This is a genomic window from Falsihalocynthiibacter sp. CO-5D18, from assembly GCF_041205445.1.
Lineage (GTDB): Bacteria > Pseudomonadota > Alphaproteobacteria > Rhodobacterales > Rhodobacteraceae > Falsihalocynthiibacter > Falsihalocynthiibacter arcticus.
This window is the reverse complement of record NZ_JBGFCF010000011.1, coordinates 1-25,861: the sequence shown is the minus strand read 5'-3', so window position 1 is coordinate 25,861 and position 25,861 is coordinate 1. Positions and strand designations below refer to the sequence as shown.

Below are 25,861 nucleotides of genomic sequence, written 5' to 3'. Positions count from 1 at the left end.
TTAGGGCAAAAACCCTGCCCTCTTACTCGGCAAAAAACCGTGTATAGCGAATAACAACCGGGCCAATGGAAATTAAAATCAGCGCAGGAAGCATGAGGGACGCGAGCGCGACGGACATTTTCACGGGCAGTTTATTGGCCATTTCTTGGGCCTTAATTTCCCGGAACTCTCGCATCTCTTTGGCGTAGGCCGTCAGAGCCTCTGACATGGATGTCCCGAATTGAACCGATTGGCTGACCACAGCGGAAAACGAGCGGATGACATCCACATTTGTTCGCTGGGCCATGTCTTGCATTGCGGCGTCCCGATCACGACCGGCTTGAATTTGCCGCTGAACCGTGAGGAACTCATAGGCCATCTCGGGGGCAATTTCGGCCAATTCATTTCCAACCCGCGTCATCGCGGCGTCAAACCCAAGCCCCGCTTCAACAGAAATTTGCATGAGGTCCAAGGCGTTGGGAAAAGATTCCTCGATCCGCATCCGCCGTTCTTCAGCGCGATCATTGAGCCATTTGATCGGCACAAAATACCCCAGAAATATCAAGACTGAAAGCGTGCGCACAATGGTGCCATTTGACAACCCTGAGAGACGGCTGGAAATATCAAACGGCAATTGAATATCCGGCACGCGACTAATGAGCAAAACCGCCAACAGAACCCCGGGCAAGCCGAGGCCCAATACAACACGGACCAAGGTGAAATTTCGCAGGTTGTGGGGGCCGTTATATCCAGCTTGTGACAATTTGCGGGCAAGATCGCTGCGCTCTTTCATATCCCCCGGTAGAAACGCTTTCCAAATGCCTTTGGGGTCGTGATTGGGTGCTTGCAAAAGCCCGAAATCCCGCCGCTGTTCACGGCGTTTTGTGGAGCCAGCCGCGATGCGATCTGCGGCGGGGTTGCGCTCCCCGACCAAAACCGCGACGCCCCCAAGGATGGTCAACGCGCCCAATCCCATCCCAATGATAAGGACCATTTGCGGCGTGATATTCCACGCACTCGTCAGTGTTGTGAGTGTTTCAAACATGGTCGCAACCTTTCATATTCTAAATCTAACGAGTTTGGCGAGAATAACGGCGTTCACCACCGTGAACGTCACAACCGCGATGGCCATGGGAATGAAAAGCGGATCGTCATAGACATCCTGATAGTATCGCGGATTGAAAATTGACGTGGTAACGAAAATAAACACGGGGATCGCCGAGAGGAAATACGACGACAAACGGCCCTCCGCTGAAATCGCCTGAATCCGTCGCCGCATGGCGATCCGGTTTTTAACCACTTTGGACAAGACATCGAGCACCCGCGCCAAGTCGCCCCCCGTCCCGTGTTGAATGCCCAAACTGGCCGAGAGATAGTGGACGTCCTCAATGTCGATACGATCTGCAAATTCCGCAAAAGCGTCGACCAAATCGTCGCCAAAACTTACTTGGTCTGCGATCAGACCAAATTCGGAGCCAATCGGATCCGGCATTTGCTCCGCGACCGAGGCAATCGAGGTGTTCAACGGATGCCCCACACGCAAGCCGCGCGACATTAAATCCAGCGCCTCAGGCAAGAGTTTGGTTATCGCCTCAATGCGCGCCGCCCGACGGCGGCGAATAATCCCGATAGGCAGGAGAAAGCCAACCGTAACACCTATCGCAATGGCCATCCAAAGCGTCACCTTCATAGCTGCCATTGCAGAAATAACGGCCGAAATGCTCAGACAAATCAGGATGAGCAGCGTTGGCGAGCTGGTCATCCCAGCTTGCCGCATCGCCTTTGGAAGGTCGCCAACAAACGGCAGGCGCGTTATCCACCCCCCGCGTTCCACCGGTTTGAGGACAGCAAGTATTTCCGCCGCCGTCGCCCCGCCCGCGATCATTTTCATCCGACGATTGCGTGCTTCATGTTTGTTCTCGGAGCGGCGCAGAAGTTGCCAAACGCCAGAGAGAAGGAAAAACACGCCCACCGCCAAAAACGTATAGACAAAATACAAAGCATAGGGGTGGGACATAAGCTGTTTCATTGCGCTTTCTCCCGTATAAACATAGACGCATCGATGCTAATCCCCGCAGCAATCAGCGCCTCGGCGGCCTTGGGGCGGATGCCCGTCGGAATGAATTCCCCTAGAATATCGCCATTTTCGCTGCGACCCGTTTTGCGGAACACAAAGATGTCCTGCATCGTAATCACATCGCCCTCCATACCAGTAATTTCGGAAATCGACATCACGCGGCGGCGACCGTCGCTTAGGCGGGACAGTTGCAGCACGAATTGCAATCCGCTGGCGATTTGGCCACGGATGGCCGCCATCGGAAAATCAACGCCCATCATCGTCACCATTTGCTCCAACCGCGACAGCGCGTCGCGCGCGGTATTGGCGTGCACCGTGGTCATCGATCCGTCGTGGCCCGTGTTCATCGCCTGCAACATATCGAAGGTTTCAGCGCCACGCACCTCGCCCACGATGATCCGATCAGGCCGCATCCGAAGCGCGTTGCGCAACAGGTCCCGCTGCGCCACCGCGCCGCCCCCCGACGGGTTGGAGGGCCGTGTTTCAAGGCGCACAACATGGCCTTGCTGTAGTTGCAATTCGGCGGCATCTTCGATGGTCACAATCCGCTCTTTTTCAGAAATAAATGCCGACATAGCATTGAGCATGGTGGTCTTACCCGAGCCCGTGCCGCCGGAAATCAACACATTCATCCGCGCATCCACCAGCCCTTCCAGAAACTTCGCGGCTGGCCCCGTAAGGGCGCCACTCGCGACCAGTCGCGCCAGACTATAGGGTTGGCGCGAAAACTTACGGATCGAAATCGAAGGGCCATCGATGGCACAGGGCCGGATGATCGCATTCACGCGGCTGCCGTCCTCAAGGCGCGCATCCACCCAAGGCTGGCTTTCGTCCACACGGCGTCCAATCCGTGTGACGATCTTGTCGATCACCCGCAAAAGATGCTTCTCGTCGCGAAAGCGGGCGTTGGTGCGCTCCAGCACACCAAAGCGTTCCACGAACACGCTTTTATGGCCATTCACCAGAATGTCGTTGATGGTGGGATCGGCGAGGAGCGGCTCAAGCGGCCCTAATCCAAGCACCTCATCCATCAACTCGTCCACGATCTTCTTGAATTCTTCGCCGCGTAACGGCGTGCCTTCCTTGCTCAAGACTTCGCTCACCAAGGAGGTTACTTCCTTGCGCAGTGCTTCATCTTCCACCTTGTCGATCACCGAGAAATTCAACCGATCCAGCAAAGCGTCATGCAGGCGGCTTTTGAGTTCCAGCCGCTTAATCAACGTGTGTTCCGTGGCACTTTGTTGAGGATCGACGAGTTGCAACGGGGTCTTCAGCGCTTTAACAACCACCGCTCCGGGGAGGTCGATGCTTTTGGCTGAATTTTCTTTACCGTTTCGTGTAAAATTCTTGAACATTTTGGCTCTCCTTAGCTCGACTGAATTGATTTAAAAATGGCATCGGAACCCTGGGTGGCTTCGCGCTTCATCGGGTCTGTCTTTGCGGTCGTTTTCTCGCCAATGACCTCGACAGCAAGCTTCTTAATCGCTTTGGTCAACGCGGATCGGCTTGCCGCCACGGACAGCGGCACCCCGCGATCAAGGGCCTCGCGTGTGGCTTTTGGATCAAGGGGAAGCCAATGTCGCAACTCCCGCTCCAACAGCTTCGCAGCCTGCACATGGTGACGGCCCTTAAAAATCGGCTTGGCCTCAAAATTCACAATAATATCAATCGGTAGTCTCGGACTTTCTTCGGAATAGGCATCAATCAGACGTTTTGACTGGCGGATCGCAGGTACCGAACTATCGGTAATCAAATACAGCCGATCACTCATGTTCAGCACCGATTGCACCCACTGCACCAAGGTGCGCGGCAGGTCCACCACCACGTAATCAAATTGAAGCGTCAACTGCTCCAAAAGCGCTTCAACCTGCTCGCCAGTGAGCGACTCCATGGGCACAAATTCAGTTGGCGCTGTGATCACCGACAACCCGCCTTTGGTGGTCAACATGGCTTGCGACAAAAACGTAGCGTCGGGGATAATTTCGTCTTTGGCCATCCGACACAGCGAGTCGTTGGCCTCGATATCCAAAAAGCTTGCGATCCCGCCAAACTGCAAATCCAGATCGACCAAAGCAACCTTTTTGACGACATTTCGGCGCAGAAGTCCCGCCTCGCCGCGCAAGGCATCCGCTAGGTTGACGGCGACCGTGGTGCCGCCAATCCCGCCGCGCGCTTGGGCGACGGTGATGATTTTGCCACGCTGTAAAGCAAGCGGCGCAACGGCGGCAATCGGTGCCCTCAAGCGCTCCAAACACTCCGTCAGGTCCTTTTTGGTCACCGGCATCGGCAAGACATCTGCCACGCCAGCTTGCAAAAGTTTACGCGCCGCCGCCAATTGCAAGTCGGGGTCGCTGATGGCAACCACCCGCACATCCGGCCCTGCAGTGCGGCACAATTCCCGCACCGCCACCTCGTCCTGTTCGCTCTCCCCCGAGGTTCGAAACAGGATCATCTCGCCCGAGGCCGCCAGTGCATGCGCGGTGCCGTTGGCTTTTGAAAGGGTCATATCGCGGCGGTTCAACTTGACGTTGTCAAGCGTACAGACAACTGCGGAAATCGCGTCTGAGTCTGGGCCATTTGCGGCAAAAACCGTGATTTTCTGAACTGGCTCTGTCATTGACTTAACCTCCTAATGTTATCCATTCGTCCCACTCGCCAAGTCCTCTCCCGGAAGGGAGACACTCATTGAAGGAAAATTTATTGTTCCACCAAGGCCACTTGGGGCCGATCCCCCAGCAAGGCTGGCAAGCTGTCCGAGCGGGGAAATGAAGGTAAACGTGGCCCCCACAAGTTCCGCCGTGACCAAAGGAACATAGGGGCCCCCCAGAAACCCAAGATTGGGGTCGAACGTGTAGGAAATTTGCAAATCGTCGATCGCCACACCGGGCGGAAGGATCGCGTTGATACGCGCCCATATTTCACTGGCGGTCGCGTTCGTCGCTGACCCTGTGCAGACGAGCGCCGCTTGCGTGGCACAAATATTCGCCCCCGCGCCGCAACTGGTTCCAAACCGCGGCTTGGGCACAACGGATGTTGATCCGCGCGCGTTGATACTGGGCAAACCCGCACAGGCCGCAGGGCGCACCGCCGCCAAGCGGGCTGCAATATGCATCGCCTTTTCGGCGGCAATCCGGTGATAGGCAAGACGGCCAAAATCGATCATCCCAAACAACAACAATAGGAAAAGAGCCAAGGCGATTGCGAATTCCACAAGGGTTGCCCCGCGCTCATTGCGCCAGAATTCAACGATCCGCGCCAAATATGTGCGATGCGCCCTCATGACCCGAAAATCCGGCTTTGATCGGTGACGGTGGTCGTCACATCGTTGAGCGTATAGCCCGCGACGGCAAAGAAGCCCGAGAAAGGCATTGTGATCGTAATCTCTGCGGAAACTTGAGCAATCGGCGCGATGCCTTTGCGATAATCCCCCGCGATACAGCTATAGGTGGGGATCACCGAATTGACGGTAATGCCGTTGGGAAACAGCGTGGTGCCGCTGGAACTGTTGCGCACGATTCCGGTGAGTTGCGTGGTATAGCCCGCGACAGACCCCCCCGAGGTGCAAATATCGCGCGGCACAATCCGCGCCAGATACCGCGTCGCATCCCGCACCCCCGCCGCTGCCGACTGATAGGCCCACAGCATCCGTGATCCCTCAATAATCATGCCAAAAACCAGCAACGCAAACGGCAGCGAAATTGCCAGTTCAACGAGGGCCGTCCCGCGCTCGTCGCGGCGAAAACCACCAAAGGCGCGTTTGATCCAATGTTTCAACATGCCACCCCCCTCACCGGTACAACTGCACGACGTCGCGGAAAATTCCGGTCGCCCCCGCGCCGCTGCCTTGATCCGCAGGGCCAATCACTTCGCCCCAAATATCCACAGTGTTTGAGCTGACGGCCGCCACGGGCTCTGTCAGGAAAATTTCGACGAATTCGGCCACTGGTACGTTAACGGCGGAACCCTGAATATTGTTGGCGGCACAGTCGATCGCAGCCGCCACAATGACGCGGCGTTCAGGTCCAATTGAAGCACCGCCTGCGGTATTACATTGCGGCAATCCGCTTTCCGCCAGCCCATTCGGAAGGATACCCGCATTGCCGCTCGTCCCTTGTGGGTTGGCAATTTCGGCCTTGTAAAGATCATAGCGCGTGTCGAGCGCAGGATTGATGAAAAACGGGTCGGCACCGCCATAATTGGTCGCGATGTAATTGGCATAGCCCGCTGACCAGTCCCCATCGCCAAAGCGCCCCCCAGCACAGCCCCCCGCGTTAAAACAATCGTCGCGCGGCAAGCCCACTGTATCGGGGGATGGGTCGTAGTTGTTTGGACAGGCGTTGCCGTTTGAGGGCACCACCCCCTTTATAACGTTCGGTGCAGGCGCATAGTTCGGGTTATTTTTCTCGCTCTTTAGGATCGTCTGGAAAATGTCAAACCGCACGTTAAAAATTGCGTTTTCGATGCCGTTCTTTTGGCCGGGTTCCGTATCGACCCCATTGAGCGCGTAGCACTGTGTGATCGATCCCACCGCCGCAAGTAAACACGCATCCAGCTTTACGCCGTTTTCCCCCGCGCAAGGGCCTTCGGAATCGACCAGCGCCTTGGACGGGTCCAAAAACCCGAAATTCCCTGGTGCCCAAGCCGCGCCATTGCCACCGGAACGAAGGTTAACCATCGTCCCTTTGTTGGCCGCCGACGTCCACCCACTTGGCTGGCAAAACATCATCGGCGTCACGTCACAGGCGAATTGGGTCATGCCCGCAATCGACTGGGCTTGCACGTTAATATCCTGAAGGGTCTCGCCGCGCAGAACCATTAAGGCCCGATAAAACGCGACGGGCACCTCGGCTTCCGTGGCGGCCACGCGGACAAATCTGGCAAGGGCTGGGTTTGTCGTTATCGCCGTAGGGGCCGCCGTGTCACTGGCAGGCAACGTCGAGAAAAACGTCAGGGTAAAGTCATCCGCCCCCGATAGCGTATGGTCGCCGCTGCCAAACTTGCGACTGTCGACGATCAGATTTGCGGCCGCAGTTGTCGCACGCGTTATGGAATCTGGGCTCCCATCCAACTCTCCTGCTGCCGCGAGGGCCACATTGTCGGTGAAGCTCTGCATATCGGTCTGTGTGATCGAGACCTGCCCCAAATCAAACGACATCGCCACCAGTCCGAGCATCACAGCAAGGGCCATCCCCCAAAAAACAAGGATGGTGCCCTTCTGGTCCTGCCCAAAGGTGGCGATATGTGACCTGCGGTTTGACATGGTTTCTACAGACCTTCGTCGGCGATTACGACTCCACGCCGCACTGTAATTCTCGGGGTGGAAATCATTTCCGGAACGGGCGAAACATCCTGCATCAGGTCGCTAAGCTTAAGGGAATCGAGCGGTTGGTCCTCCGCGCCGACATTGTTGCGCAATGTTAGGCTCAGGATGCCCGCTTGCTGGGCGAGCGCAAGACGCTGCCCTTGATCTGGCGTCACTTCGACGGTCACGGTACGCGCCACTTCTGGCGAGTCATTGCCGATGTCGGAGTCCTGATCGACACCAATAACCTTGATATTTTGCAGGATCGTGACCGTGCGCAATCCGGAACTCCGTCCCTCGGTCAAAAGCACGTCAACGGAATCCCCAGGCGTCACAAAACCGCCCACGGCGGTCTCGGCGTTCACTTTGATGGCCATGGCGCGGTGGTTGGCCGAGAGCGACTGAACGATTGTCACTTTTTCGCCCCATCCCGAGACCCGATTGGCAAAAAACAACTCTCCCTGTGACATGGCTTTTCGCGCCCGACGTGGCTCGACGCCATCACTCGGAAGGAGGAATTCGCGGTCCGTCAAGACGCCCACGGGCAACGCATCGCGCGGCCAATAGATCGTGGTAATAAGTTGCGATTCAATGGCTTGGCCAAAGGCGATATCGCGGCCCGCGACCAATACCCCCACGGTCTCGCTTTCTTCTTGCGAGGCCTGTTTGCTCAGCATCTGTGCCGTCAAAACATCCTGTGCAAGATAGACAGACCCAGCAGCAACGCCAAGGCCCGTGACGACGAGAAGAAGGGATGACAATCGCATGTGATTAGGTCCTTTTACAGGACGACCCTTCCGCGGCCCAAGGGCCCCGATACGGTCGTTCATTGATTTTAGAAATCAGCTATTTGTCTTTGGCCATTTGGCCCATGGGCAAACTAAATAAGGAAGCAGCGCGTTTTGGAAAATTTGTGTCTCAATGCTTCACAAAGCGTATACTTCCGGCGACATTTGGGCCGCCGGAGAGTTCAATTATTAGTTACATCCAGCAGCGCTTAAACAGGTTTCAGCTGCACCCATTTTACCACCAACAGCCGTACCCAGAGTAGCGAGCGCGGCTCCACCAAGGGTCACAGCCAAAATCAGGGCAATGCCATACTCAACCAGCGTGACACCACGCTCGTCGGACTTAAAACGTGACCAAGTTTTTGCAAAAATTCTTTTCATAGTATTCTCTCCATTTTACGCACCCAAGGTGCCCAGATAAATAAACGGCCCGCCCTCTGGTGGCCATGTTCCATTCTAGCTTTTGCATGGGGGCGCGCGCTTCATCTCTGCGGCTGAATTATTCGCGCCGTGGTTGTGTTTTCTGTCGAATTCCGAGGAAACAGACGCATTTACCGGATTGCAACCCTTCGGAATTTCATCATGGAATCACTGTCTCCCGCCCTGAAATGACCCAATAGTCGCGGATAGGACGGTGGAAATTGCGGCCAAAACGAACGGACTGACTTCATTTAGCGTTTAAAAACAAGCAAGGTCCGCAACATCCGTGTGGCCTTGGGCATATATTTGAGCGCGGTTCAGCGTGCCCAAAACCGCCGCCCTCACCCCAGAATCCGAATTAACCCATCCCGCCACTATCATTCCGCTCCGCATAGCATTAGGGAGTTGGTATCTTAAGGAGATTGAATGATGGGAGCTTTACCAAGCGTACCTGAACTGGTTGCGACGGCGCAAACCAATGCCAAAACGTCCGAAAATCGCATTTCGGAGATTTTGAAACTTTTGGACGGCCAGAACGGGTCTGACGCCCAAGTCGAAGAACTGCGCGCGGCGACTGTGGCGCTCGAATTGACCTCGGTTGATATCTTCTCGGTTTTCGAAGCGCGGATGCAGAATACCTTTAAACGGGGTCCCTTTGCACGTAAATTAAAAACAATGCTGGTCGCGGCGGAGCAAGCGGATCTTGCCGAGCGGTTCCACCTGTATTATTTGGCTATCAACGTTCTGAAGCACGGCAAAGGCGCGAGTTATCGCGAGTTGCTCAACGACCCAAGCACGCTTATTGTCGTGCGGCCCGCCGAAGACACCGTCGCCGACGAAACACTCCCCGCTGTAGGCCTTATTGACGTCACTGTTCCGGGCTTTTTTGACGGGCTAAGTACGACTATTCTTGAAGCCTATCATTTCCTAGAAAACAGATAAGTTGCCGCGCCACTAAAGCACTAAGGCAAGGCGTCGATCCATTGAAGCGGCCTTTCGCCTCAAGGCTTCGCAAACTATCGCGGCCCGCATAGGTTCGCTTTTTCGGATCACTCAAAGGACAACCATATGCTGCGCTGGGGATTGCTTGGAACTGGGTTTATCACTCACAAAACTGCAAAGGCGATTGCCGCTTCAAACGGCTCGACCATCCGCACCATTGCAGGACGCAATTCCGACGCCGTGGACGCCTTTCAAAAGGAATACAGCATTCCTACGGTCTCTTACGGGTATGACGAAATTCTGGCGGACCCAGAGATTGACGTCGTTTATATCGGCTTGCCAAACCACGTCCATCACACGCTGACCATTGCCGCCGCCAAGGCTGGCAAGGCGGTTTTGTCCGAGAAATCGCTGACCACAACAATGGAGGAAGCGCAGGCTCTGGCTACTGCCGTCCGTACCCACGACACCTTTTTTGTCGAAGGGTTTATGTATCTTTCCCACCCGCTCTACGCTCGTTTGATGGAAATTCTTTCGGATGGTCGCTTGGGCCGTCTGCGCGCGATCACCGGCTTTTATTCGGCGGATATTTGGAACGTCACCAACCCTCTTGGGCGCGGCACGCTCTATAATCTGGGTTGCTACCCCGTGTCGCTGCTGCATTTGGTCGTCCAGACTCTCTGTGGCCAAGACATGTTTGCCACGGGTCAACTCGCGGGACTGGGGAATGTATCGGCGCATGACGGCACCATCTGCGACGCCGCCGTGACCGCGCAATTCGCCAATGGCGTGCTGGCAACGCTGCAATCAACCGACAGCTACGGCATGGAGCACGGGTTTACGATTGCGGGCGACAAGGGCACGCTAACGTTCGTAACAAACCCATGGCTCCCCGTGGCGGGCCGCAATCACCTTCGTTGGACCCCCTATGAGGGCGAAGTCGAAGATATCTACGTCGATGCAGACCATGATGCATTCTACACCCAAGTCAAAATGGTCGAGGCCTCCCTTGCCGCCGGACAAAAAGAGGCGCAGCGCCCCTCGCCCCGCCTCACGGACTCCCTCGAAATAATGGCATTTCTAACGGAATGGGAGCGGCAATGCCTAGCGGCTCAACAACCATAGACAACGCATTGAATGGCCGTGATAAACTCGTCGTTCCCTAAACCGACGATGCGTCGAGGGCTTTGCAACAAGCGTACATTTCTTAGCCACCCATCGCCCTATTTAATTTCGCGGCCAGCCCACCACAGACGATCTTCAATCATGAAAAAGCCGACAGTTTCATTTTTCGTTTGGCCATTGAAGGCGATTGCAAGGATCGCGGTGTTATTGTCTACCCAGTCTTGCGTGGAATCTCGGCATGCGTCCTTTGAACCATCCGTTTGCGCGCGGCACTCAAGAAATTTCTCTTGATACGTGTTGCGTAATAGTTCCTTATCTTTAGGTACATCGTGGCCGATGTCTGTGCCGCCAAACTCCATTCCTTCAACAATCATTTTCCGAAGAGCAAAGTCAACGCCGCCCGTTCTATCGTACAGAATGATGTAATCCCCATAGGCAAATGGCCCTTCTCCGTCGTCGGCAGGGGTTTCAATCAAAAAGCCACAGGCGCGTTTTTCGTGCCAAAGCACATAGCGATCTATGTTTGCTGAATTGGAGCGGGTTTCCCAAAGAGAAATATTTCCTTGCTGCGGACTGCCTTTAACATCCGCCAACCTAAGGCGCGGGTAGGCATCTCCACAGATCTTTTCGATGCCAAAGGGAAAATAGGGTTCCTCCTTGCTGCGTTCTATTTGTCCATAGGAAATTTGAGCTTCAGCCATGGCGGCCAACTCCTCGTCAGTTGAGGGGCGGTGGCCTGGCACACAGGCGCTCAACGTCACCAACACCACTGAAAACCAAACCCAAAACCCGCGCGCCCTAGACTTTTTCAATATTACGTCCCCCAACGGATTTAATTCCGATATGCGCTCACACCCAATTGCCGTCACGCATGATGTGCCACAATAAGGACCACAGCGCCTCCTTTTGGGCAAGTGTAACTTAGCCGCGCACAGCGTAGTTTTCGGAAGGGAACCGCAATCGCCACCTCCCACCAGCCCTTATGGCAGCAGATTTGGCGCTGTTAAGGACGCATTGGTTGGGGTAACAGGGGCCAGCAACGGGCCGATCCTGCGCCCGTGACTTAGAAAGTCTGCACAGCCTATGTCTGATCCGTGCCTGAAATTGGTATTAGTAACCCCTGAAATCCCCTACAATACCGGCGCGATTGGGCGGACCTGTGTGGCGCTAAATCTAGAGCTGATCCTGATCAAACCCTACGGGTTTTCCCTTGACGAGAAGGCCGTGCGACGCGCGGGAACCGATTACTGGAAACATGTTCATCTAAGCGAATATGACACGTGGCAAAGCTTTTTGGATCAACGAAACCCGCCGCGCGATAGCATGTATTTCTTTGAGGAACATGGCGAACAGAGCATTTATGCGCCTGACTATCAACAGGACGCTTATTTGGTTTTCGGATGTGAATCCAAAGGCTTGCCACCTGAAATCTTGGACGGCATGGGCGATCGCGTGCATAGTTTGCCGATGCTCAATCCGCTTGTTCGATCCCTTAACTTGGCAAATGTCGCAACTGCCGTTGTCTATCAAGCCATGCGCACGCAACTCGGCGGCTAGCGGTCCTTAGGACGGTTGCGCTTTGTCGGGCCATAGCCGACTTGCGCTCAAAGTGCCGCAGATGTTTGTTCCGCGCCCAGATTGATATTTTCAGTTGTTTCTCTAAGGGTGCGCTTTATTTCACAAGGAGCCCCCCCCGAACAAATGTCCGGAGTTGTTCTGAATGGTCATGGCGGCCCCGAAATGCTTGAGTGGCGCGATGATCTCCCCGTTCCCGTGCTGCGGGAAAGCGATGTCCTTGTACGGGTCAGTGCCGCAGGCGTAAACAACACGGATATCAACACGCGGACGGCTTGGTATTCCAAGGGCGAAGCAGAAGCAGACGATGCGTCATGGTCTGCTACACCGCTTACATTTCCACGCATTCAGGGCGCAGATGTTTGCGGCGAAATTGTTGCTGTCGGCGCGGCAATCGACACGGATCGAATTGGCCAACGTGTCCTGATCGAACCGTGTATCCGCGAGGCGAATGGGGACACACTCAAAACGCCATAGTATTTTGGGTCTGAGTGTGACGGTGGATTTGCCCAATACACGCGGGTTGCTGCACGCCACGCTCATGCAATCAATTGCGATTTGACAGATATAGAACTGGCGTCCTTTCCGTGCTCCTACTCTACAGCCGAAAATATGCTGACACGCGCCAATGTGCGCAAGGGCGAGACCATTTTGGTCACGGGTGCATCTGGTGGTGTCGGTTCGGCGACGGTTCAATTGGCGCAAGCGCGTGGGGCAAAGGTCATTGCTGTCACAAGCGCGTCAAAAGCCAAAGCTCTCTTAGAACTTGGTGCGATGAAAACACTTGATCGTGGCGATGATCTTGTTGCCGCGCTTGGTGCAAATAGCGTCGATGTCGTCATTGATTTAGTGGCTGGCTCGAAGTGGCCGTCATTGCTTGACGTGTTGCGCCCCGGGGGACGCTATGCAGTTGCCGGGGCCATCGGGGGACCCCTTGTCGAGCTTGATATCCGTACGCTCTATCTCAAAGACCTCAGCTTCTTTGGCTGCACGGTTCTTGAGCCGCAAGTTTTCAGCAATCTTGTTGGGCGGATCGAACGCAAAGAAATCGCACCTTTGGTGGCTGAAACCTATCCGCTTCGTGATATCGCAGCTCCACAAAGCGCTTTTGGCGAAAAGGGACATATCGGAAAAATCGTACTCGTATTGGACTGACAGAATTCGTTTGAGCATATCCGAGAGCTGATATGCTCACCTAAATCGCAAACATCTGCAAAGTCCGCTCAGCAGATTTTAGTGCCGATTTATACCAACAGCCACTTCCCACCCGTTTTGTTGAGAAACGCCGTGTTGCGAGCGCAGAATATAAACCGCTCTCGTCAGGACCCTCTGATACCGCTCGCCTCAATTAGTTTATCGTTTTTGTCGGGATTGACATTTCCTTGATTTATCCGATATTGGGGCCACGAAAACGAGGCGTAATCCATGATCATCTGTAGTTGCCAATCCATAAATGACAAAAGCATCCACGCCGCGATTGAGTGGATGCGCGCCGCCGACGATAAAGTCATAATAACCCCAGGTAAAATTTATCGCGCCCTCGGCAAAACTCCGCAATGTGGCGGCTGTATGAAACTTTTCATTGCAACCATGCGGACCAACACTAAGTTCGGCGTACCTGTGGAGTTGCAAGGACTGCGCAGCGACAGAAAAAGGAGAACGCGCCATGAAGGGTGATAAAAAAGTCATCGAGATCCTTAACAAGGCTCTGAGGATTGAGCTAACGGCGGTAAGCCAGTTTTGACTTCATTACCGTCTGCAAAAAGATTGGGGTTACGGCAAACTTGCCAAAAAAATGCGCGAGGAAAGCATCGAAGAGATGGAGCATGCGGATAAGCTGATTGACCGCATCCTGTTTCTTGAGGGCCATCCAAACCTCCAAACCCTCGATCCACTGCGCATCGGCGAGAATTTGCGCGAGACGCTGACATGCGATCTTGAAGCGGAGATGGAAGCCGTTAAATTTTACACCGAAGCGCGCAAAGTATGTTCTGACGCGTCGGATTACGCCTCCATGCATTTGTTTGAGCAACTGATCCTTGATGAACAAAACCACGTTGATTTCTTGGAAACGCAGATTGGGTTGCTGGATCAAATTGGGGTCCAAAACTATGGCCAGTTGAATGCAGATTCCGCGGATGTGGCGGAATAGCAGGCACTCCTCCGATGTCTCGGCAAATTAGGTTTACCGTTTTGCCGACGCTCTGATTGTGGGCAGTTCGGCTGATTCAAGCGCGCCCCCGCCGAGAAACAGCCTTAAACGCGCCGCTAAGTGATAAGGCGCGTTTAAGGTGTCCTCGCCAAACCTCGCATCCGTTATCACCGTTTTGGGTGGGACTTTTGGCAAGGACCATACTTTCGAGTTGATGTCCGATGTTGAGGCTTAAAACGGGCTTGTCCAAATACAGCCAAGACGCCCGTAAAGCGGCTCAGTTTATCATGATCAAACGCTAGTTTCTTGCTCTGACGTTGCTCAAGGGCGACAATTGTGGCGTTTGAGTGACTGGGTCCGCATAAACTTGCGCCTCGACCTCATAGGCATCGCGCAGGGTTTGCGGCGTGATGGTTTCTGACGGGGCGCCACTGTTGAGCACTTTTCCTGCCTTCATCACGACCAAATGATGCGCAAATCTCGCCGCTTGGCCGATATCATGCAGCACGACAACCACGGTGCGCCCCCCATTGGCGAGATCGGCAAGGACCTCCAATGTTTCGTATTGATAGCGAATATCAAGAAACGACGTCGGCTCATCAAACAGCATCACGGGGGTGTCCTGTGCCAGACACATCGCTAGAAACGCGCGCTGTCGCTGACCACCCGAAAGGTCGGAAAGCTTGCTTTGTCTGTGGGTATCAATGCCCGCTTTGACCATCGCCGACTCGATCGCTTCTTGATCACCTGCGCGGCGCTGCCCCAATAAATTTTGATAGGGCGCACGCCCATAGGCCACAAGTTGTTCAACGCGAATTGCGGGTGGCACGACGGGGCTTTGAGGGAGCAAGGCCACATGGCGCGAAATTTTGCGCGGCGATGTTTTGGTCACATCCAAACCGTCAATCAGAATCCGTCCCGATTTAACCGGGAGATTACCCGCCATCGCGCCGAACAGCGTGGATTTCCCACAGCCATTGGGCCCGATTAACGCGGTCAAACGCCCCTTGGGGAGGTCCTGATTGATGTCTTTCAACATGAAATCTCGATAGCCTGCACGTAAGTTTTGCAGATTAATGGTCATAGGCCCTCGCGTCGGCTTGTCAGAAGGATGAATACAAAAAACGGGGCACCAAAAAGCGCGGTCAGGATGCCCGCCGAGATTTCAATGGGGGGAGCCAGTGCGCGCCCTGCGGCATCGGACAACACAACAAGGGCCATGCCCACGAGCATCGATGCGGGCAACACCGCCCGATGATTTCCGCCCACCAATTGCCGCGCCATATGGGGGGCCATGAGGCCAACAAATCCCAAAGCGCCGACAGCCGCGACAGACACAGAAGCCAAAGCCGTCGCCAAGGCCAAGAGAAGGAAACGCTCGATCTTGACGTTCATCCCAAGACCCAGCGCATGTGCATCTCCAAGTCGGATCAAGTCGAGCCTAAATGCAAGGAGCAACGCCACGCCGATCAGGGGTAAAATCAGCGGAGCGGTCCGTGCCACATCTTCCCACCCCCTACTCCAGAGCGATCCCGTCAACCAAACGAGGGGCGCGGAAAACTCAAAGGTGGGCGCCGTCACGAGGATATAATCCACCCCCGCGTCGGCCAAGAACCCGACCGCAATGCCGATCAACGCCAGCCGCGCTGGACTTGCGCCGCGCCGGAGCGACCCGATCCAAACCAGAGACGCCGCAGCAAACCCGCCCACCGCAGCCAACACGGGCGACCAAAGGGGGCTCACGCCTGACAGGACACCCAGACAAACCGCGAGGGCCGCGCCCGAGTTGATCCCGATAACTTTTGGACTGGCCAATGGGTTGCGCAGGAGCGCCTGAATGATCGCTCCAGAGATCGCCAAAGCCGCTCCGGCAATTAGCGCCAAAACGGTGCGCGGGAGGCGCGATTGCAGGATGATAAAATCTTGGTGTGGTCCCTCAAGACCGAACAACGTGTTCACGATAACCGAAGCCGAGATTGGCACAGCCCCCGCCGAAATCGACCATATTACCGCCAGCACGACCACGCCCAACAAGCCGACTAGAACCCATACTCTACGACTCATTCTAGCGCCTCTGATGTCAGAGTGAGATAGAGAAACCACGGCGCGCCGATCAATGCCGCGACCAATCCGACAGGGATTTCACTCGGGGCCGCTATAAGTTTGGACAAAGTATCTGCGACAAGCATCAAGGCTGCGCCAAGGGCGGCGGCGGCAGGAACCGATACGCGATGATCGCCCCCGAACATCACACGCGCGAGGTGGGGCACGACCAAGCCCACAAAGGCAATCGGCCCTGCCACAGTCACACTTGCCCCTGCCAAAATGGCCGCGAGAACAGCGCCAAGAAACAACGTCCAGCGCGGATCAGCGCCCAAGCCGCGCGCCGAGGCATCCCCCAACGCCATCATATTCAAACGCTGCGCGAGGGCCACGCCCCCCAGCGTTCCAACAAGGGTAAACACTGCCAGTGGTGCCGCGTCGTGCCAGCGCATGTCGCCAATATCGCCGATGGTCCATCGGATCACCGCATGGGCCAGATCATCTTCAAGCGTATAGGCAAATCGCACCGCCGCGAAGGAAAATGCGCCAACGGCCACGCCCCCAAGAACAAGCCGTAGCGGGTCGATCCGCCCGCCAAATCGCCCCGCAATCGCGAAGGTCGCCGCCCCTGCCGCCAAGGCTCCGGCCACTGCCATGCTATTGAGCGCAAGCCCCGTCGCGCTAGGAAAAACGAGGGCGGCGACAAGGCCAAGGGCGGCCCCTTGATTGATGCCCAGAATTGCAGGAGACGCGAGCGGGTTGCGCGTAAGGGCCTGTAGAACCACACCCGCAAGCGCGAGATTCACCCCCACAAGCGCGGCCACAGCCGTACGCGGCATACGGATATCGCGCATCGTTGTCGCGGCAATATCCTCCGCCCCCGTTAAAAGCGTAAAAATATCGGTTACTCCAACGTCAGAGCGCCCCCCCGTAACCAGCGACCCAACAGTGGCCAGCAGGAGGACAACGGCAATTGCCGCTATCTTCCAAACGTGGCTACTCATTCTTAGGCTTGCCGGAATATCAGCTATCGCTGCCATCTGCGCCCACAATGGTCAAAAGGTCTTGGGCGGTTTGCTCGGCGGCCACCATGCCGCGCAAACGGGACCACGTGTTGGCCTCAACGTTGTAGACGCGCGCATCCTTCACGGCTTTCAGCGCGTTCCACAACGCGTCATTCTCCCAATTATCGGTGACGGAGGGATCGGCATATTCGCCAATGATAAGCACGTCAGGATTGATTTCCGATAGCTGCTCTAGGGTTGTCGTTACATAGTTGGATTCATACCCTTTGCCCTCGTTTGGGGTCATCGCTGGTGAAAATCCAAGGCGCGCCAACAGAGACCCGTTGTAGGAGGACGGCGCATGTAAAAAGAGCGCTTCGCCATTCGCGACGCCAAATTGTGCCCGCACGTTTTGGGCATAGGGCCGAATTTTTTCCGCGTAGTCGGCAATTTTCGCCCTATGGTCGGCCACACGCGCATTCATTGCATCCGCTTTGCCAATCGCCTCGCCAATCAGGAGCATCTGCTCGACAGAAGCTGTGTAATCGCCGCTCAAACTATCCATCACAACCGTCGGCGCGATTTGCGAAAGCGTGGCATAGGCGTCGGTGTGGCGGGTTTTATCTGCGAGGATCAAATCAGGTTGCAGCGACGCAATCACTTCAAGGCTCGGGGTTTTGCGTGTACCTACGGAAGTCCATGTATCGCCAATCACAGCGCCATAAACCGGCATGATGCGCTCGGGTTTATTGTCGTCGGCAATACCCACGGGCACCACACCCACCGAGACCAAGGCGTCAATATAGCTAAACTCCAAAACGACAATCCGCTGTGGGTTTTCAGGCACCATGGTCGTGCCAAGCTCGTGAGAGATTTCGCCCGCAAACACGGGAGTTGCGATGCCGACCGCAAGGACGGAAAGAAGAACGCGACGCGTCATTTTCATAAGAGATCCAAAGAATTTTAAATTTCTGGCTCTTATCAAAATGGCTTGATGATAATGGCTGACTATTTTACTTAGATATAATAAACAAGCTTGTCAAACCCCGCCGCGCAACTTTTCTCGCCGAAAGTCACACCTTTAAAAATGCCCCATTCGCCCCCCTCTCGACCGCCTAAATCCCCGATGACACAGCCGGATAATTTCTGTGCAACCTTCGGGCAGCTATCGGGCGAAGCCCTCGCAGGAACCGGCGCGCACCCCGAACGCATGGTATTGATCCGCTGGCCAAAATCGCGCTGGTCGTATGCGATGCGTGAAGCGGCGGACATGGGCGGCCCCCTGCGCGACGCCATCCAAACCCTTACTAAGGCGGGATGGCGGGTGAACCTCGTTGATCGCAAAAATGACGCAGGCCCAATTGGACGCGTGATTGTTGTGCCCAGACGGCAATCCTTTGACATCCCCCCTGATCATCTGGCGGATTTCCTTTTGGCCTTGGCCGCCGAACATTCCCTCACAGAATATCGATCCACGCATGCAACCGCAGAAGTGGTCTTATGTTGCACGCACGGCCAACATGATCGTTGCTGCGCGAAATTCGGTTTCGCCGCCTATCGCCTCTTGGTGGCTGCCGCGCAGGAATATGGCGACCGTTTTGACGTTTGGGAGAGCACGCATCTGGGCGGCTGCCGCTTCTCTGGCAACGCAGTATTCACGCGGTCGATGCGTAAATATGGCCGCATCGGGGCCACAGACGCCGCCGCAATACTCGCGGCGGAAAGCAATGGTCAGCTATGGCTTCCGAGTCTGCGCGGAACATCGCACCTGTCGCCCGAGGCGCAAGTGGCCGAGATCGCCGCGCTTCAAGCGATTGGCGGGCATACGCAATTCCCCGCGCTTGCGATTGATCTCCTACAGGCGACGGATAGTGCGCGCGATTTTCACGTCAAGACCCATGACGGAGTATATTTTGTGCGTTGTGAAGCGACCATTTCTAGAAGTCACGATTCATGTTCAGATTTAGGCGATGACCTCCCCCTTAAGGAACGGCAGACGTGGACCGCGGTACAGGTTCGTAAGGGAGTTACACCCCGCGCAAACGATCTAGCCGCAGCCGATGGCGCTGGTCGGTGACCCGCCACGCCAAGGCATAAGCGGCGGCCACGGCCCCTAACGCACTGGTTGCCGAAATCAGGAACATAATGACCATCTGGTATTTTGCGGCCGTTAAGGGATCGGCATTTGCGAGGATTTGCCCCGTCATCATCCCCGGTATTGAGACAACCCCGATGGACGCCATATTTGTAACCGTCGGCAATAGACCAGAGCGAATTGCGGTTCGCAGCGTCGGTCCGAGCGCCTGAAACTTGCTTTCTCCCATGGAAAGCCGCGCTTCGATAATCAACGCATCTCGGATCAACGCATGGCTTAAAACATGCAAAGTGAGCGCCACGCTCCCCATGGCGCTTCCGGCGATCATCCCAAACATCGGTAAGGCGACGCGCGGGGAAAACCACGGTTCGGCCTGCACAATCACAGCCAATGTCGGCAACGTAATGAGAAATCCGCAAGACAACATAACCGTCGTCCCCAAACTGGCCGTCCAAAGTCGCCCCGCAGGATGCGCTTGCCGAAGCAAGACCTCATACCCCGCAAAGCCCCCCATTACGATCATGGCCACAAGCGTGATTGCAATGCTATCGACCTCGAAAATCCAGCGCAACACGAAGGCCAGCAGAATGAGTTGCACCACCATTCGCACCCCAGCGATCAGGAGGCTGCGGCCAATCCCAAGCGAAAGAGCCAAGGATATCCCGCCATTAATCAGCAGAAACAAAGCAGCGATGAGGATTTTATCAAAACCGATATCTGGCGTCATGACTTTACTACCAATTCGATCATAGACTCGGACATGCGTTGTGCTTGCGCTTGATCATGTGTCACCAAAACTATCGCGCCACCCTGCGCCATAAATTCTCGCAACACCCCCTCAACACGATCAATGGAGACAGCATCAAGCGCTGATGTTGGCTCGTCTAGCAAGAGCACTTTCGGCTGATTGGACATGGCCCTCATTATGGCCCCCCGTTGCCGTTGCCCCGTCGAAAGCCGCTCGATTGGCGCGGTGAGGTCATGGGTGCTGAGGCCTAGTTTTTCGGCTTCGGAGGTCATGTCCTTGGCAAAGTGCCCCGCGAGTTGCGGCGTCCAAAACTGACTGACTGGCGGTAAGTAGCGCACAAGTTGCCGCCAGACGGTTGGTTGATATACCTCGCGCGCCCGCCCGTTCAAGACAACGCTACCCTCGGCCTGATCGAGGTCGGCAATCGCGCGCAACACAAGCGACTTCCCCGACCCAGAGGGACCAGTCAGCGCCACACATTGGCCCGCCGACACCCTAAATGAAACGCAGCTTCCGTTCAGCGTACGCAAATTCTGCACCTCAAGCGCCATCTGCTGCCCCTTCGCTATGAAACTGATTTGAGATAATTAACTCGCGCAGTCAACCCTTTGCCTGTTCTGAAAAGAACCGCAAGTTGTCGCAGTCCAAAAGCAGTCTCATCGGTAACGGCACCATTTCACCCACCGCGTAGTATAAAATTCTGTGGAGCAAAGCGTTTTGTTCACGCCTTTGAAAAATGGGGCTGTGGTATATCTAGAAAAGCGGTATTGGTTGGGCATTATGGGCATTGGTGCCCATCTGGGAAAGAAAATGAGTAGAGTTTGAAGCGGGTTGCAGCAGAGTTGCGCGTCGATTTTGTCAATGGTTCCGTGGCGCATCGGCTTCGGTTTGGTGGCGGACGTGGTCAAGACTTAGCGAAGGCTATGGGGCTGCGTGCGGGCAAAACGCCAATGATTATTGATGCGACGGCGGGATTGGGACGAGACTCATTTCTTTTAGCGTCTTTAGGTGCGCAAGTGACCATGATCGAGCGTTCAGAGAAAATGCATGCGTTGTTAACGGATGGCATGGAGCGCGCCGCGAGCGAGGGTGGGCAGCTTCGCGAGATTATTGGCCGCATGACCCTCTTGAAAGGGGACGCCAAGGATTTGATCCCTGAACTGTCTGGCGAAGCAATTTTGATCGATCCAATGCATCCCGAACGGAAAAATTCAGCGCTTGTAAAACAAGACCTGCGTCAAGTTCGCGAGATCGTCGGCACAGACGATGATGCTGCTGATCTGGTGCGACTGGCGATAAAACATGCGCGTAAGCGGGTGGTTCTTAAATGGCCAGCCAAGGCCGATCCGATTGAAGGCGTTCAGGCGTGTTCACATCAAATTCGCGGCAAAACAACACGATATGACGTCTTCATGATAGGGTAGCGAAAACCTCGCGCCAATCACGGATATCTCCAACGGGTAATGCCTTAAACGTCGGTAAAAACGGCACAGGTCTCCCCGTGCCGTTCTTGGTTATCTAAACAGTTCGAAAGCTGAATTTATTCTTCAACTTAAGATTTAAGCATCAGCCTCTGGGTCCATCAAAGTGCCGGCCTCGATTGCAGCAGCCATTTCGTCGTCATTGAGGAAGCCATCGCCATCTGTGTCGATTTCGTTGAACACAACATCGGTGAGATCAGGCTGTGACACTTGAAGCTCAACGAGAGATGCCATTCCATCGCCGTCGGTATCAACCTCAGCGTTCATTGCATTAGCAGAGAAAGCAAAAGAAGTCGCGAGAGCAGCTACGAGAATTACGTTTTTCATGTTATTTCCATTCAGAATTAAGCGCTCCATAATGGACCGCGTTTTGGGTGTTTTGGGAGATGATGTTACGCAAGGGCGTGCTTTGCGGCATCAAGTTCTTTGTTCGCTTTTGCGTCGTCCTTTGCTGTGTGCGCGGACTCAGCGGCGTAATAGTGCTTCATTGCGGAAGCCCTTTTTTCGCCAAAAGGTGCCTTGTCACAGCTGGCTTTGACGGATTTCATCTTCTCCGAAGTTTTGTTGGTGTTGAGGTTCATTGGAGTCCATTCCTAGACCTACCGAGAAATTAGAAACGCGAGATTGAGCTGTTTTAGGAGATATGCTTGTCTATCGCGTCTCTCTTTTACTCGTAAATATGGGGGCCGTAGAATTATCAGCAGTTACAATTCGCAAAGCTAAGGGCGCTAGACGCCTTTAGGTGCGGATGGCTTTCCGGTGGGCTTAGGAGATGCTGGTTTTGAAGAAGGTTTTGAAGTCGATTTCATGGGAGAACTCCTCGTAAGGACCGAATGATTCGATCCGTAGCTCTATTTCTCACGTCCGTTGAGATTTGAATAGTGAATTTAAAACAATGATGATATCGGATATTCAAATAGGTGAAACATGGATGTAGAACTCGCACGAACCTTTCTGGCCGTTGTCGAAACTGGCAGCTTTTTCAATGCTGCTGGCAAGGTAAATGTCACACAATCCACCGTCAGCATGCGCATCCGCTCGCTTGAGCAGCAGCTCGGACAACCGGTCTTTGAACGTAGCAAATCCGGTGCGACGATGACGGCTGCGGGACGCAATTTTCAAAGGCATGCCACAACACTTGTGCGGACGTGGACACAGGCCAAGCTCGACGCGGCACTCCCTGCGACACTGGAATCGGTCTTGGAAATTGGCGCGCCACCAAGCCTGTGGGACGGCTTCCTGATTGATGCCATCCCTACCCTTCAAGCCAAAATCCCCAACATGGCAATTAAGGCATCCTTGGCGACCTCAGACATCTTAGGACCGAAACTTAACGATGGCTCGCTCGACCTCGCCGTGATGTACAGGCCGCAAAACACGTCGGGGCTCGCGGTTGAACAGCTTTTCGAGGACGAGTTCGTTTTGGTCAGCAGCGATAGCGACTCGTCAACCGATCCCTTCGGCGAAAACTACGTGTTGATTGATTGGGGATTTGAATTTCGCACACATCACCTGCTGAACTTTCCACAGTTCACAACACCAAGCCTGCAACTTGGGATTGGGACTTTGGGCTTGCAGTATTTGCGGACCGTACCTGCATCTGGATATTTCCCCCGACGCTCAATCGAGCCAGAAATACAGGCTGGCTGGTTACATTTAATTGAGGACGCTCCGCGATTTGCCTACGCGGCCTATGCTGTTTTCAGCGAAAGCCAGAGCGATGGCATGGCAGGCAAAACCGCACGGATGCTGCGTAAATATGCGCACGAAAACTTGAATGTCAGGCGTCAAAAAGAAGGGCGCTAACGGCGTTGCCGCTAATCATTGGGCGATGCTTGCTCCGCGGAGCGAGCGGATTCCCGAGATCTAATCGGTTGGCGCGCACCTTGTGTTCTTTGGGCTGCTCTGTGAAAGACGGACATGGCTTCACAAAACTCCCCAGTTTTTGACCACGATCTTGACGGTTGGGGTCTATCGGACATCGATCTGTCAGGCGGCTGCAGTGCTGGGAACGTAGATTTGCACGAGATAAAACTCACTGACGCTCAACGCTTTAAAGGGGCCGTCATTTCCATGAGGCCCGCAGATGAACGGCTTGGTCAACTTGGTCGAAGCGTTCACTAGATGGTCGCCATAACACTTGAAGACGCATCGGCCCTGCGTCAGGTCACGGGTGAAATATTTCGCAACGATTGCCTTGATGACTTCTCAATATTCGAGACCGAATTCTACGACTGTGCGTTTGTGGATTGTACTTTTGATGGCGGAAAAATCGGGTTGTCGAAGTTTCAAAACTGTCGGTTCACCGATTGCTCTTTTCGCGACGTAAAGCTGCTTTCCTGCCAGTTCTACGACGCGGAAATCGAGCAACGATGCGTCTGGTCCCGATGCGACCTCTCCGACGCCAACCTCGTGGATTGTGACCTTTCCAGCAATCAACTGGTGGCGTGCAAGGGTTTCATGTTGCGGCTGGAAAATTGTACCCTGTCCGCCGCAGAAATTGACATTGACCTTCATCGCCGCGTCAACGCGCGCTTCAACATGGGCGGGATGTTATGCTCCCGTACCAGCTTTTTTGAAGCCCGCATGAAGGGGCAATATCTACAAGGAAGCACCTTTGAAATCTGCGACCTTCGCGGCGCAGACCTCGGCGGCTGCAACCTGTCTTCTGCAAATTTCGCCGGTTCAAACCTGAACAATACCCTCCTGAGGAATGCTTCGCTGACAAGCGCAAATTTGGCGCATGCGGATATTGACGAGTTGGACTTTTCTCAAGCCCGCAGTTTGGATGATCTGACCATCAGTGCCGACCAGAGCGAGACCTTGCTTAATTATTTCGGCGTTAAGGTACTGTCGCACTGACGGCATTAGGCGCGAGCCTGACGTTATCGGTGCACAGCCGTCAGGGCGGAAAAAGAAACCTGCCGGGCGGAGGCGTCCGCGCATTGAAAATACAACAAGGCTTGCCTTGCACATCCGGCCTTCGATGTGGTCCGCCTTCCCAAAATGAGAAACGCGTTTGGTTTGGCCCCACAAGCCAGAACGCAAATTCTAACGTTACCCGTTTCCATCATAGGATTGACGCATTACTGATTGAAAGCTGTTTCAGCCCTAAGGGGAAATTTGAATGAAATCCAGTATTTCTCCTGCGGGAAACTCGCATTCCAGTCGCACAGCCATGCTCAATTTTGTCGCCCACGACCTCAGTTTATCAGGCCCATTCGCGCCAAAAACTAAAAAAACTATCAGCATGGCCGCTATCTCGGCAGAACATTTGATGGGAACCCGCCCTACAGCGTTGAGGGGTTTTCATTCAGCTGGCCAAAAAAAGAGCCGCCCATTTTAGATGCTCTTTCAGGATACAAAAACAATATCATGTCCAATTTTTATCACTTAATCTCGGCGGAGGATTACATGCGGCCTATGCGGGGACACCCAGTGAAAAACCAGGTTTTCTATATGTGTCAGGCAAAGAACTAGGTTCGATTCTCTACCGATCAAAAAAGCTAACTCTATTTGGAAACGCAATATTTGTAGCCTGCTTCGCTGGCCCCCCTTCCCGCAAATCAGAAGACGAAGATGCATGCGAAATATCTGCTTTGTTTTCAGAAGCGGAAGGCATTGGAATTAGACTGAGAATTCGAACGGGAGTTTCTGTCGACAGCTATTGGCCTGATTTTGATATGGCCGACATAGAATGGGTTGCACCCGTGGCCGAGGTTGAAAAAGCCATACTCGAAATAATTGTTGCTGAATGAAAGCCTACTAGCGATATAACCGCTGGGATTGGCGATGGATTGAACAGTACCTTTAAACCAACCAAACCGAAGTTAACCTCTCTCCGACGAAGCGTCGCAAACCTCAGTCCAAACGCCGCGTTTCACCCCAATGCCCGCTTCGGGAAAACTGTATCGCAGAACCATATCTGGCCGCCAAAGTTTGCGAGGGGCCGTAAGTGTCTGTGGAAGGACGTGCGGAAAGGTGCCGTTTGCTTCACTTAGAACACGTTGCTCAGCGGAGAGGCTGTGTGGAAACCCGGCTGATCTTGGTGCCCTTAAGAGTTTTTGACGTTCGTGTCCATTTTGGCACGATATCGTTATTCCGCTACCCTGATGGATCATGGTGGCGCT

General features: G+C 54.5%; 32 protein-coding genes and 1 pseudogene. 13 read left to right on the top strand and 20 right to left on the bottom strand.

Annotation, left to right across the window (positions count from 1 at the left end; genetic code table 11):
• Window positions 1-22: 22 nt before the first annotated feature.
• The 9 genes from AB9F27_RS14625 to AB9F27_RS14585 all read right to left on the bottom strand — a co-directional run bounded on the left by AB9F27_RS14625 (window position 23) and on the right by AB9F27_RS14585 (window position 8,527).
• Complete coding sequence (locus AB9F27_RS14625; RefSeq protein WP_335584281.1) at window positions 23-1,024, bottom strand: type II secretion system F family protein; 1,002 nt, start codon at window positions 1,022-1,024, stop codon at window positions 23-25.
• 12 nt (window positions 1,025-1,036) lie between these two features.
• Window positions 1,037-2,008, bottom strand: a complete 972-nt coding sequence (locus AB9F27_RS14620) for a type II secretion system F family protein (RefSeq protein ID WP_335584282.1) — start codon at window positions 2,006-2,008, stop codon at window positions 1,037-1,039.
• On the bottom strand, window positions 2,005-3,411 hold the full coding sequence (locus AB9F27_RS14615; RefSeq protein WP_335584283.1) for a CpaF family protein: 1,407 nt from the start codon (window positions 3,409-3,411) through the stop codon (window positions 2,005-2,007). The genes AB9F27_RS14620 and AB9F27_RS14615 overlap by 4 nt, the downstream gene beginning before the upstream one ends.
• Before the next feature lie 11 nt (window positions 3,412-3,422).
• Window positions 3,423-4,673: an AAA family ATPase gene (locus AB9F27_RS14610; protein ID WP_335584284.1), complete on the bottom strand. Its 1,251-nt coding sequence runs from the start codon at window positions 4,671-4,673 to the stop codon at window positions 3,423-3,425.
• Between the two features lie 18 nt (window positions 4,674-4,691).
• Window positions 4,692-5,336 (bottom strand): TadE/TadG family type IV pilus assembly protein, encoded by a 645-nt coding sequence (locus tag AB9F27_RS14605; RefSeq protein ID WP_335584285.1) that lies wholly within the window; start codon window positions 5,334-5,336, stop codon window positions 4,692-4,694.
• On the bottom strand, window positions 5,333-5,833 hold the full coding sequence (locus AB9F27_RS14600; RefSeq protein ID WP_335584286.1) for a TadE/TadG family type IV pilus assembly protein: 501 nt from the start codon (window positions 5,831-5,833) through the stop codon (window positions 5,333-5,335). The genes AB9F27_RS14605 and AB9F27_RS14600 overlap by 4 nt, the downstream gene beginning before the upstream one ends.
• A 10-nt stretch (window positions 5,834-5,843) precedes the next feature.
• Entirely contained in the window at window positions 5,844-7,316 is a 1,473-nt protein-coding gene (locus AB9F27_RS14595) for a pilus assembly protein TadG-related protein (RefSeq protein WP_369757894.1), read from the bottom strand.
• Between the two features lie 5 nt (window positions 7,317-7,321).
• Window positions 7,322-8,125 carry a Flp pilus assembly protein CpaB gene (gene cpaB / locus AB9F27_RS14590; RefSeq protein WP_335584288.1) on the bottom strand — a complete coding sequence of 268 codons (804 nt, stop codon included), beginning with the start codon at window positions 8,123-8,125 and terminating at the stop codon, window positions 7,322-7,324.
• Between the two features lie 210 nt (window positions 8,126-8,335).
• Complete coding sequence (locus AB9F27_RS14585) at window positions 8,336-8,527, bottom strand: hypothetical protein (protein WP_335584289.1); 192 nt, start codon at window positions 8,525-8,527, stop codon at window positions 8,336-8,338.
• Between the two features lie 465 nt (window positions 8,528-8,992).
• Here AB9F27_RS14585 and AB9F27_RS14580 point away from each other — a divergent pair, with 465 nt between their 5' ends.
• Window positions 8,993-9,508 (top strand): hypothetical protein, encoded by a 516-nt coding sequence (locus AB9F27_RS14580; protein ID WP_335584290.1) that lies wholly within the window; start codon window positions 8,993-8,995, stop codon window positions 9,506-9,508.
• A gap of 126 nt (window positions 9,509-9,634) precedes the next feature.
• A complete protein-coding gene (locus AB9F27_RS14575) occupies window positions 9,635-10,633 on the top strand; it encodes a Gfo/Idh/MocA family oxidoreductase (protein WP_335584291.1) in 999 nt (332 codons plus the stop codon).
• Between the two features lie 98 nt (window positions 10,634-10,731).
• Here the strand turns inward: AB9F27_RS14575 and AB9F27_RS14570 are convergent, their stop codons facing one another.
• Window positions 10,732-11,334: a hypothetical protein gene (locus AB9F27_RS14570; RefSeq protein WP_369757893.1), complete on the bottom strand. Its 603-nt coding sequence runs from the start codon at window positions 11,332-11,334 to the stop codon at window positions 10,732-10,734.
• Here AB9F27_RS14570 and AB9F27_RS14565 point away from each other — a divergent pair.
• From AB9F27_RS14565 to AB9F27_RS14550, 4 genes are all read left to right on the top strand, one after another.
• Window positions 11,333-11,521: a hypothetical protein gene (locus tag AB9F27_RS14565; RefSeq protein ID WP_335584293.1), complete on the top strand. Its 189-nt coding sequence runs from the start codon at window positions 11,333-11,335 to the stop codon at window positions 11,519-11,521. The two genes, AB9F27_RS14570 and AB9F27_RS14565, sit on opposite strands and share 2 nt — an antisense overlap.
• Window positions 11,522-11,716: 195 nt before the next feature.
• The gene (locus AB9F27_RS14560) at window positions 11,717-12,190 is read left to right on the top strand and encodes a tRNA (cytidine(34)-2'-O)-methyltransferase (protein ID WP_335584294.1); all 474 of its coding nucleotides are present in this window, start codon (window positions 11,717-11,719) and stop codon (window positions 12,188-12,190) included.
• A gap of 144 nt (window positions 12,191-12,334) precedes the next feature.
• Window positions 12,335-12,685, top strand: coding sequence for an alcohol dehydrogenase catalytic domain-containing protein (locus tag AB9F27_RS14555; protein ID WP_335584295.1), 351 nt, complete (start codon window positions 12,335-12,337; stop codon window positions 12,683-12,685).
• A gap of 135 nt (window positions 12,686-12,820) precedes the next feature.
• A complete protein-coding gene (locus AB9F27_RS14550; RefSeq protein ID WP_335584296.1) occupies window positions 12,821-13,363 on the top strand; it encodes a zinc-binding dehydrogenase in 543 nt (180 codons plus the stop codon).
• Window positions 13,364-13,561: 198 nt separating this feature from the next.
• Here AB9F27_RS14550 and AB9F27_RS14545 read toward each other — a convergent pair whose 3' ends face one another.
• Entirely contained in the window at window positions 13,562-13,897 is a 336-nt protein-coding gene (locus tag AB9F27_RS14545) for a hypothetical protein (protein WP_335584316.1), read from the bottom strand.
• Between AB9F27_RS14545 and bfr the strand changes: the two are divergent.
• Window positions 13,875-14,360: pseudogene (gene bfr, locus AB9F27_RS14540) on the top strand (bacterioferritin). The gene AB9F27_RS14545 and the pseudogene bfr overlap by 23 nt on opposite strands.
• A 298-nt stretch (window positions 14,361-14,658) precedes the next feature.
• Here the strand turns inward: bfr and AB9F27_RS14535 are convergent.
• Genes AB9F27_RS14535 through AB9F27_RS14520 form a run of 4 tightly spaced genes read right to left on the bottom strand, consistent with a single transcriptional unit; the run spans window position 14,659 to window position 18,353 of the window.
• Window positions 14,659-15,444, bottom strand: a complete 786-nt coding sequence (locus AB9F27_RS14535; protein WP_335584297.1) for an ATP-binding cassette domain-containing protein — start codon at window positions 15,442-15,444, stop codon at window positions 14,659-14,661.
• Window positions 15,441-16,424, bottom strand: coding sequence for an iron ABC transporter permease (locus AB9F27_RS14530; protein ID WP_335584298.1), 984 nt, complete (start codon window positions 16,422-16,424; stop codon window positions 15,441-15,443). Before AB9F27_RS14530 ends, AB9F27_RS14535 begins: the two co-directional genes overlap by 4 nt.
• Window positions 16,421-17,407, bottom strand: a complete 987-nt coding sequence (locus AB9F27_RS14525) for an iron ABC transporter permease (RefSeq protein WP_335584299.1) — start codon at window positions 17,405-17,407, stop codon at window positions 16,421-16,423. The genes AB9F27_RS14530 and AB9F27_RS14525 overlap by 4 nt, the downstream gene beginning before the upstream one ends.
• Before the next feature lie 19 nt (window positions 17,408-17,426).
• A complete protein-coding gene (locus AB9F27_RS14520) occupies window positions 17,427-18,353 on the bottom strand; it encodes a Fe(3+) dicitrate ABC transporter substrate-binding protein (RefSeq protein ID WP_335584300.1) in 927 nt (308 codons plus the stop codon).
• 180 nt (window positions 18,354-18,533) lie between these two features.
• On the opposite strand from AB9F27_RS14520, the gene AB9F27_RS14515 reads away from it, so the two are divergent.
• On the top strand, window positions 18,534-19,484 hold the full coding sequence (locus AB9F27_RS14515) for a sucrase ferredoxin (RefSeq protein WP_335584301.1): 951 nt from the start codon (window positions 18,534-18,536) through the stop codon (window positions 19,482-19,484).
• Here the strand turns inward: AB9F27_RS14515 and AB9F27_RS14510 are convergent.
• The gene (locus AB9F27_RS14510) at window positions 19,435-20,229 is read right to left on the bottom strand and encodes an ABC transporter permease (RefSeq protein ID WP_335584302.1); all 795 of its coding nucleotides are present in this window, start codon (window positions 20,227-20,229) and stop codon (window positions 19,435-19,437) included. The two genes, AB9F27_RS14515 and AB9F27_RS14510, sit on opposite strands and share 50 nt — an antisense overlap.
• Entirely contained in the window at window positions 20,226-20,801 is a 576-nt protein-coding gene (locus AB9F27_RS14505) for an ATP-binding cassette domain-containing protein (protein ID WP_335584303.1), read from the bottom strand. Before AB9F27_RS14505 ends, AB9F27_RS14510 begins: the two co-directional genes overlap by 4 nt.
• 270 nt (window positions 20,802-21,071) lie before the next feature.
• Between AB9F27_RS14505 and AB9F27_RS14500 the strand changes: the two genes are divergently transcribed.
• Entirely contained in the window at window positions 21,072-21,674 is a 603-nt protein-coding gene (locus tag AB9F27_RS14500; RefSeq protein WP_335584304.1) for a class I SAM-dependent methyltransferase, read from the top strand.
• 135 nt (window positions 21,675-21,809) lie between these two features.
• Here the strand turns inward: AB9F27_RS14500 and AB9F27_RS14495 are convergent, their stop codons facing one another.
• Both AB9F27_RS14495 and AB9F27_RS14490 read right to left on the bottom strand, forming a co-directional pair.
• On the bottom strand, window positions 21,810-22,058 hold the full coding sequence (locus AB9F27_RS14495) for a hypothetical protein (RefSeq protein ID WP_038999863.1): 249 nt from the start codon (window positions 22,056-22,058) through the stop codon (window positions 21,810-21,812).
• Between the two features lie 65 nt (window positions 22,059-22,123).
• The gene (locus AB9F27_RS14490) at window positions 22,124-22,312 is read right to left on the bottom strand and encodes a hypothetical protein (RefSeq protein ID WP_038999862.1); all 189 of its coding nucleotides are present in this window, start codon (window positions 22,310-22,312) and stop codon (window positions 22,124-22,126) included.
• 346 nt (window positions 22,313-22,658) lie between these two features.
• On the opposite strand from AB9F27_RS14490, the gene AB9F27_RS14485 reads away from it, so the two are divergent.
• The 4 genes from AB9F27_RS14485 to AB9F27_RS14470 all read left to right on the top strand — a co-directional run bounded on the left by AB9F27_RS14485 (window position 22,659) and on the right by AB9F27_RS14470 (window position 25,077).
• Entirely contained in the window at window positions 22,659-23,537 is an 879-nt protein-coding gene (locus AB9F27_RS14485) for a LysR family transcriptional regulator (RefSeq protein WP_335584305.1), read from the top strand.
• A gap of 114 nt (window positions 23,538-23,651) precedes the next feature.
• Window positions 23,652-23,855 (top strand): hypothetical protein, encoded by a 204-nt coding sequence (locus tag AB9F27_RS14480; protein WP_335584306.1) that lies wholly within the window; start codon window positions 23,652-23,654, stop codon window positions 23,853-23,855.
• A complete protein-coding gene (locus AB9F27_RS14475; RefSeq protein ID WP_369757892.1) occupies window positions 23,856-24,593 on the top strand; it encodes a pentapeptide repeat-containing protein in 738 nt (245 codons plus the stop codon).
• A gap of 265 nt (window positions 24,594-24,858) precedes the next feature.
• Window positions 24,859-25,077, top strand: a complete 219-nt coding sequence (locus AB9F27_RS14470) for a hypothetical protein (protein ID WP_369757891.1) — start codon at window positions 24,859-24,861, stop codon at window positions 25,075-25,077.
• Window positions 25,078-25,561: 484 nt separating this feature from the next.
• Here the strand turns inward: AB9F27_RS14470 and AB9F27_RS14465 are convergent.
• Window positions 25,562-25,861: hypothetical protein (locus tag AB9F27_RS14465; RefSeq protein ID WP_369757890.1), on the bottom strand; the 300-nt coding region annotated here is incomplete at its 5' end.

Excerpts from the sequence above, each read along its gene's own strand:
- AB9F27_RS14625 (WP_335584281.1), bottom strand. The coding sequence starts at position 1,024 with ATGTTTGAAACACTCACAACACTGACGAGTGCGTGGAATATCACGCCG.
- AB9F27_RS14620 (WP_335584282.1), bottom strand. The coding sequence starts at position 2,008 with ATGAAACAGCTTATGTCCCACCCCTATGCTTTGTATTTTGTCTATACG.
- AB9F27_RS14615 (WP_335584283.1), bottom strand. The coding sequence starts at position 3,411 with ATGTTCAAGAATTTTACACGAAACGGTAAAGAAAATTCAGCCAAAAGC.
- AB9F27_RS14610 (WP_335584284.1), bottom strand. The coding sequence starts at position 4,673 with ATGACAGAGCCAGTTCAGAAAATCACGGTTTTTGCCGCAAATGGCCCA.
- AB9F27_RS14605 (WP_335584285.1), bottom strand. The coding sequence starts at position 5,336 with ATGAGGGCGCATCGCACATATTTGGCGCGGATCGTTGAATTCTGGCGC.
- AB9F27_RS14600 (WP_335584286.1), bottom strand. The coding sequence starts at position 5,833 with ATGTTGAAACATTGGATCAAACGCGCCTTTGGTGGTTTTCGCCGCGAC.
- AB9F27_RS14595 (WP_369757894.1), bottom strand. The coding sequence starts at position 7,316 with ATGTCAAACCGCAGGTCACATATCGCCACCTTTGGGCAGGACCAGAAG.
- cpaB (WP_335584288.1), bottom strand. The coding sequence starts at position 8,125 with ATGCGATTGTCATCCCTTCTTCTCGTCGTCACGGGCCTTGGCGTTGCT.
- AB9F27_RS14585 (WP_335584289.1), bottom strand. The coding sequence starts at position 8,527 with ATGAAAAGAATTTTTGCAAAAACTTGGTCACGTTTTAAGTCCGACGAG.
- AB9F27_RS14580 (WP_335584290.1), top strand. The coding sequence starts at position 8,993 with ATGATGGGAGCTTTACCAAGCGTACCTGAACTGGTTGCGACGGCGCAA.
- AB9F27_RS14575 (WP_335584291.1), top strand. The coding sequence starts at position 9,635 with ATGCTGCGCTGGGGATTGCTTGGAACTGGGTTTATCACTCACAAAACT.
- AB9F27_RS14565 (WP_335584293.1), top strand. The coding sequence starts at position 11,333 with ATGGCGGCCAACTCCTCGTCAGTTGAGGGGCGGTGGCCTGGCACACAG.
- AB9F27_RS14570 (WP_369757893.1), bottom strand. The coding sequence starts at position 11,334 with ATGGCTGAAGCTCAAATTTCCTATGGACAAATAGAACGCAGCAAGGAG.
- AB9F27_RS14560 (WP_335584294.1), top strand. The coding sequence starts at position 11,717 with ATGTCTGATCCGTGCCTGAAATTGGTATTAGTAACCCCTGAAATCCCC.
- AB9F27_RS14555 (WP_335584295.1), top strand. The coding sequence starts at position 12,335 with ATGTCCGGAGTTGTTCTGAATGGTCATGGCGGCCCCGAAATGCTTGAG.
- AB9F27_RS14550 (WP_335584296.1), top strand. The coding sequence starts at position 12,821 with ATGCTGACACGCGCCAATGTGCGCAAGGGCGAGACCATTTTGGTCACG.
- AB9F27_RS14545 (WP_335584316.1), bottom strand. The coding sequence starts at position 13,897 with ATGACTTTTTTATCACCCTTCATGGCGCGTTCTCCTTTTTCTGTCGCT.
- AB9F27_RS14535 (WP_335584297.1), bottom strand. The coding sequence starts at position 15,444 with ATGACCATTAATCTGCAAAACTTACGTGCAGGCTATCGAGATTTCATG.
- AB9F27_RS14530 (WP_335584298.1), bottom strand. The coding sequence starts at position 16,424 with ATGAGTCGTAGAGTATGGGTTCTAGTCGGCTTGTTGGGCGTGGTCGTG.
- AB9F27_RS14525 (WP_335584299.1), bottom strand. The coding sequence starts at position 17,407 with ATGAGTAGCCACGTTTGGAAGATAGCGGCAATTGCCGTTGTCCTCCTG.
- AB9F27_RS14520 (WP_335584300.1), bottom strand. The coding sequence starts at position 18,353 with ATGAAAATGACGCGTCGCGTTCTTCTTTCCGTCCTTGCGGTCGGCATC.
- AB9F27_RS14515 (WP_335584301.1), top strand. The coding sequence starts at position 18,534 with ATGACACAGCCGGATAATTTCTGTGCAACCTTCGGGCAGCTATCGGGC.
- AB9F27_RS14510 (WP_335584302.1), bottom strand. The coding sequence starts at position 20,229 with ATGACGCCAGATATCGGTTTTGATAAAATCCTCATCGCTGCTTTGTTT.
- AB9F27_RS14505 (WP_335584303.1), bottom strand. The coding sequence starts at position 20,801 with ATGGCGCTTGAGGTGCAGAATTTGCGTACGCTGAACGGAAGCTGCGTT.
- AB9F27_RS14495 (WP_038999863.1), bottom strand. The coding sequence starts at position 22,058 with ATGAAAAACGTAATTCTCGTAGCTGCTCTCGCGACTTCTTTTGCTTTC.
- AB9F27_RS14490 (WP_038999862.1), bottom strand. The coding sequence starts at position 22,312 with ATGAACCTCAACACCAACAAAACTTCGGAGAAGATGAAATCCGTCAAA.
- AB9F27_RS14485 (WP_335584305.1), top strand. The coding sequence starts at position 22,659 with ATGGATGTAGAACTCGCACGAACCTTTCTGGCCGTTGTCGAAACTGGC.
- AB9F27_RS14480 (WP_335584306.1), top strand. The coding sequence starts at position 23,652 with ATGGCTTCACAAAACTCCCCAGTTTTTGACCACGATCTTGACGGTTGG.
- AB9F27_RS14475 (WP_369757892.1), top strand. The coding sequence starts at position 23,856 with ATGGTCGCCATAACACTTGAAGACGCATCGGCCCTGCGTCAGGTCACG.
- AB9F27_RS14470 (WP_369757891.1), top strand. The coding sequence starts at position 24,859 with ATGAAATCCAGTATTTCTCCTGCGGGAAACTCGCATTCCAGTCGCACA.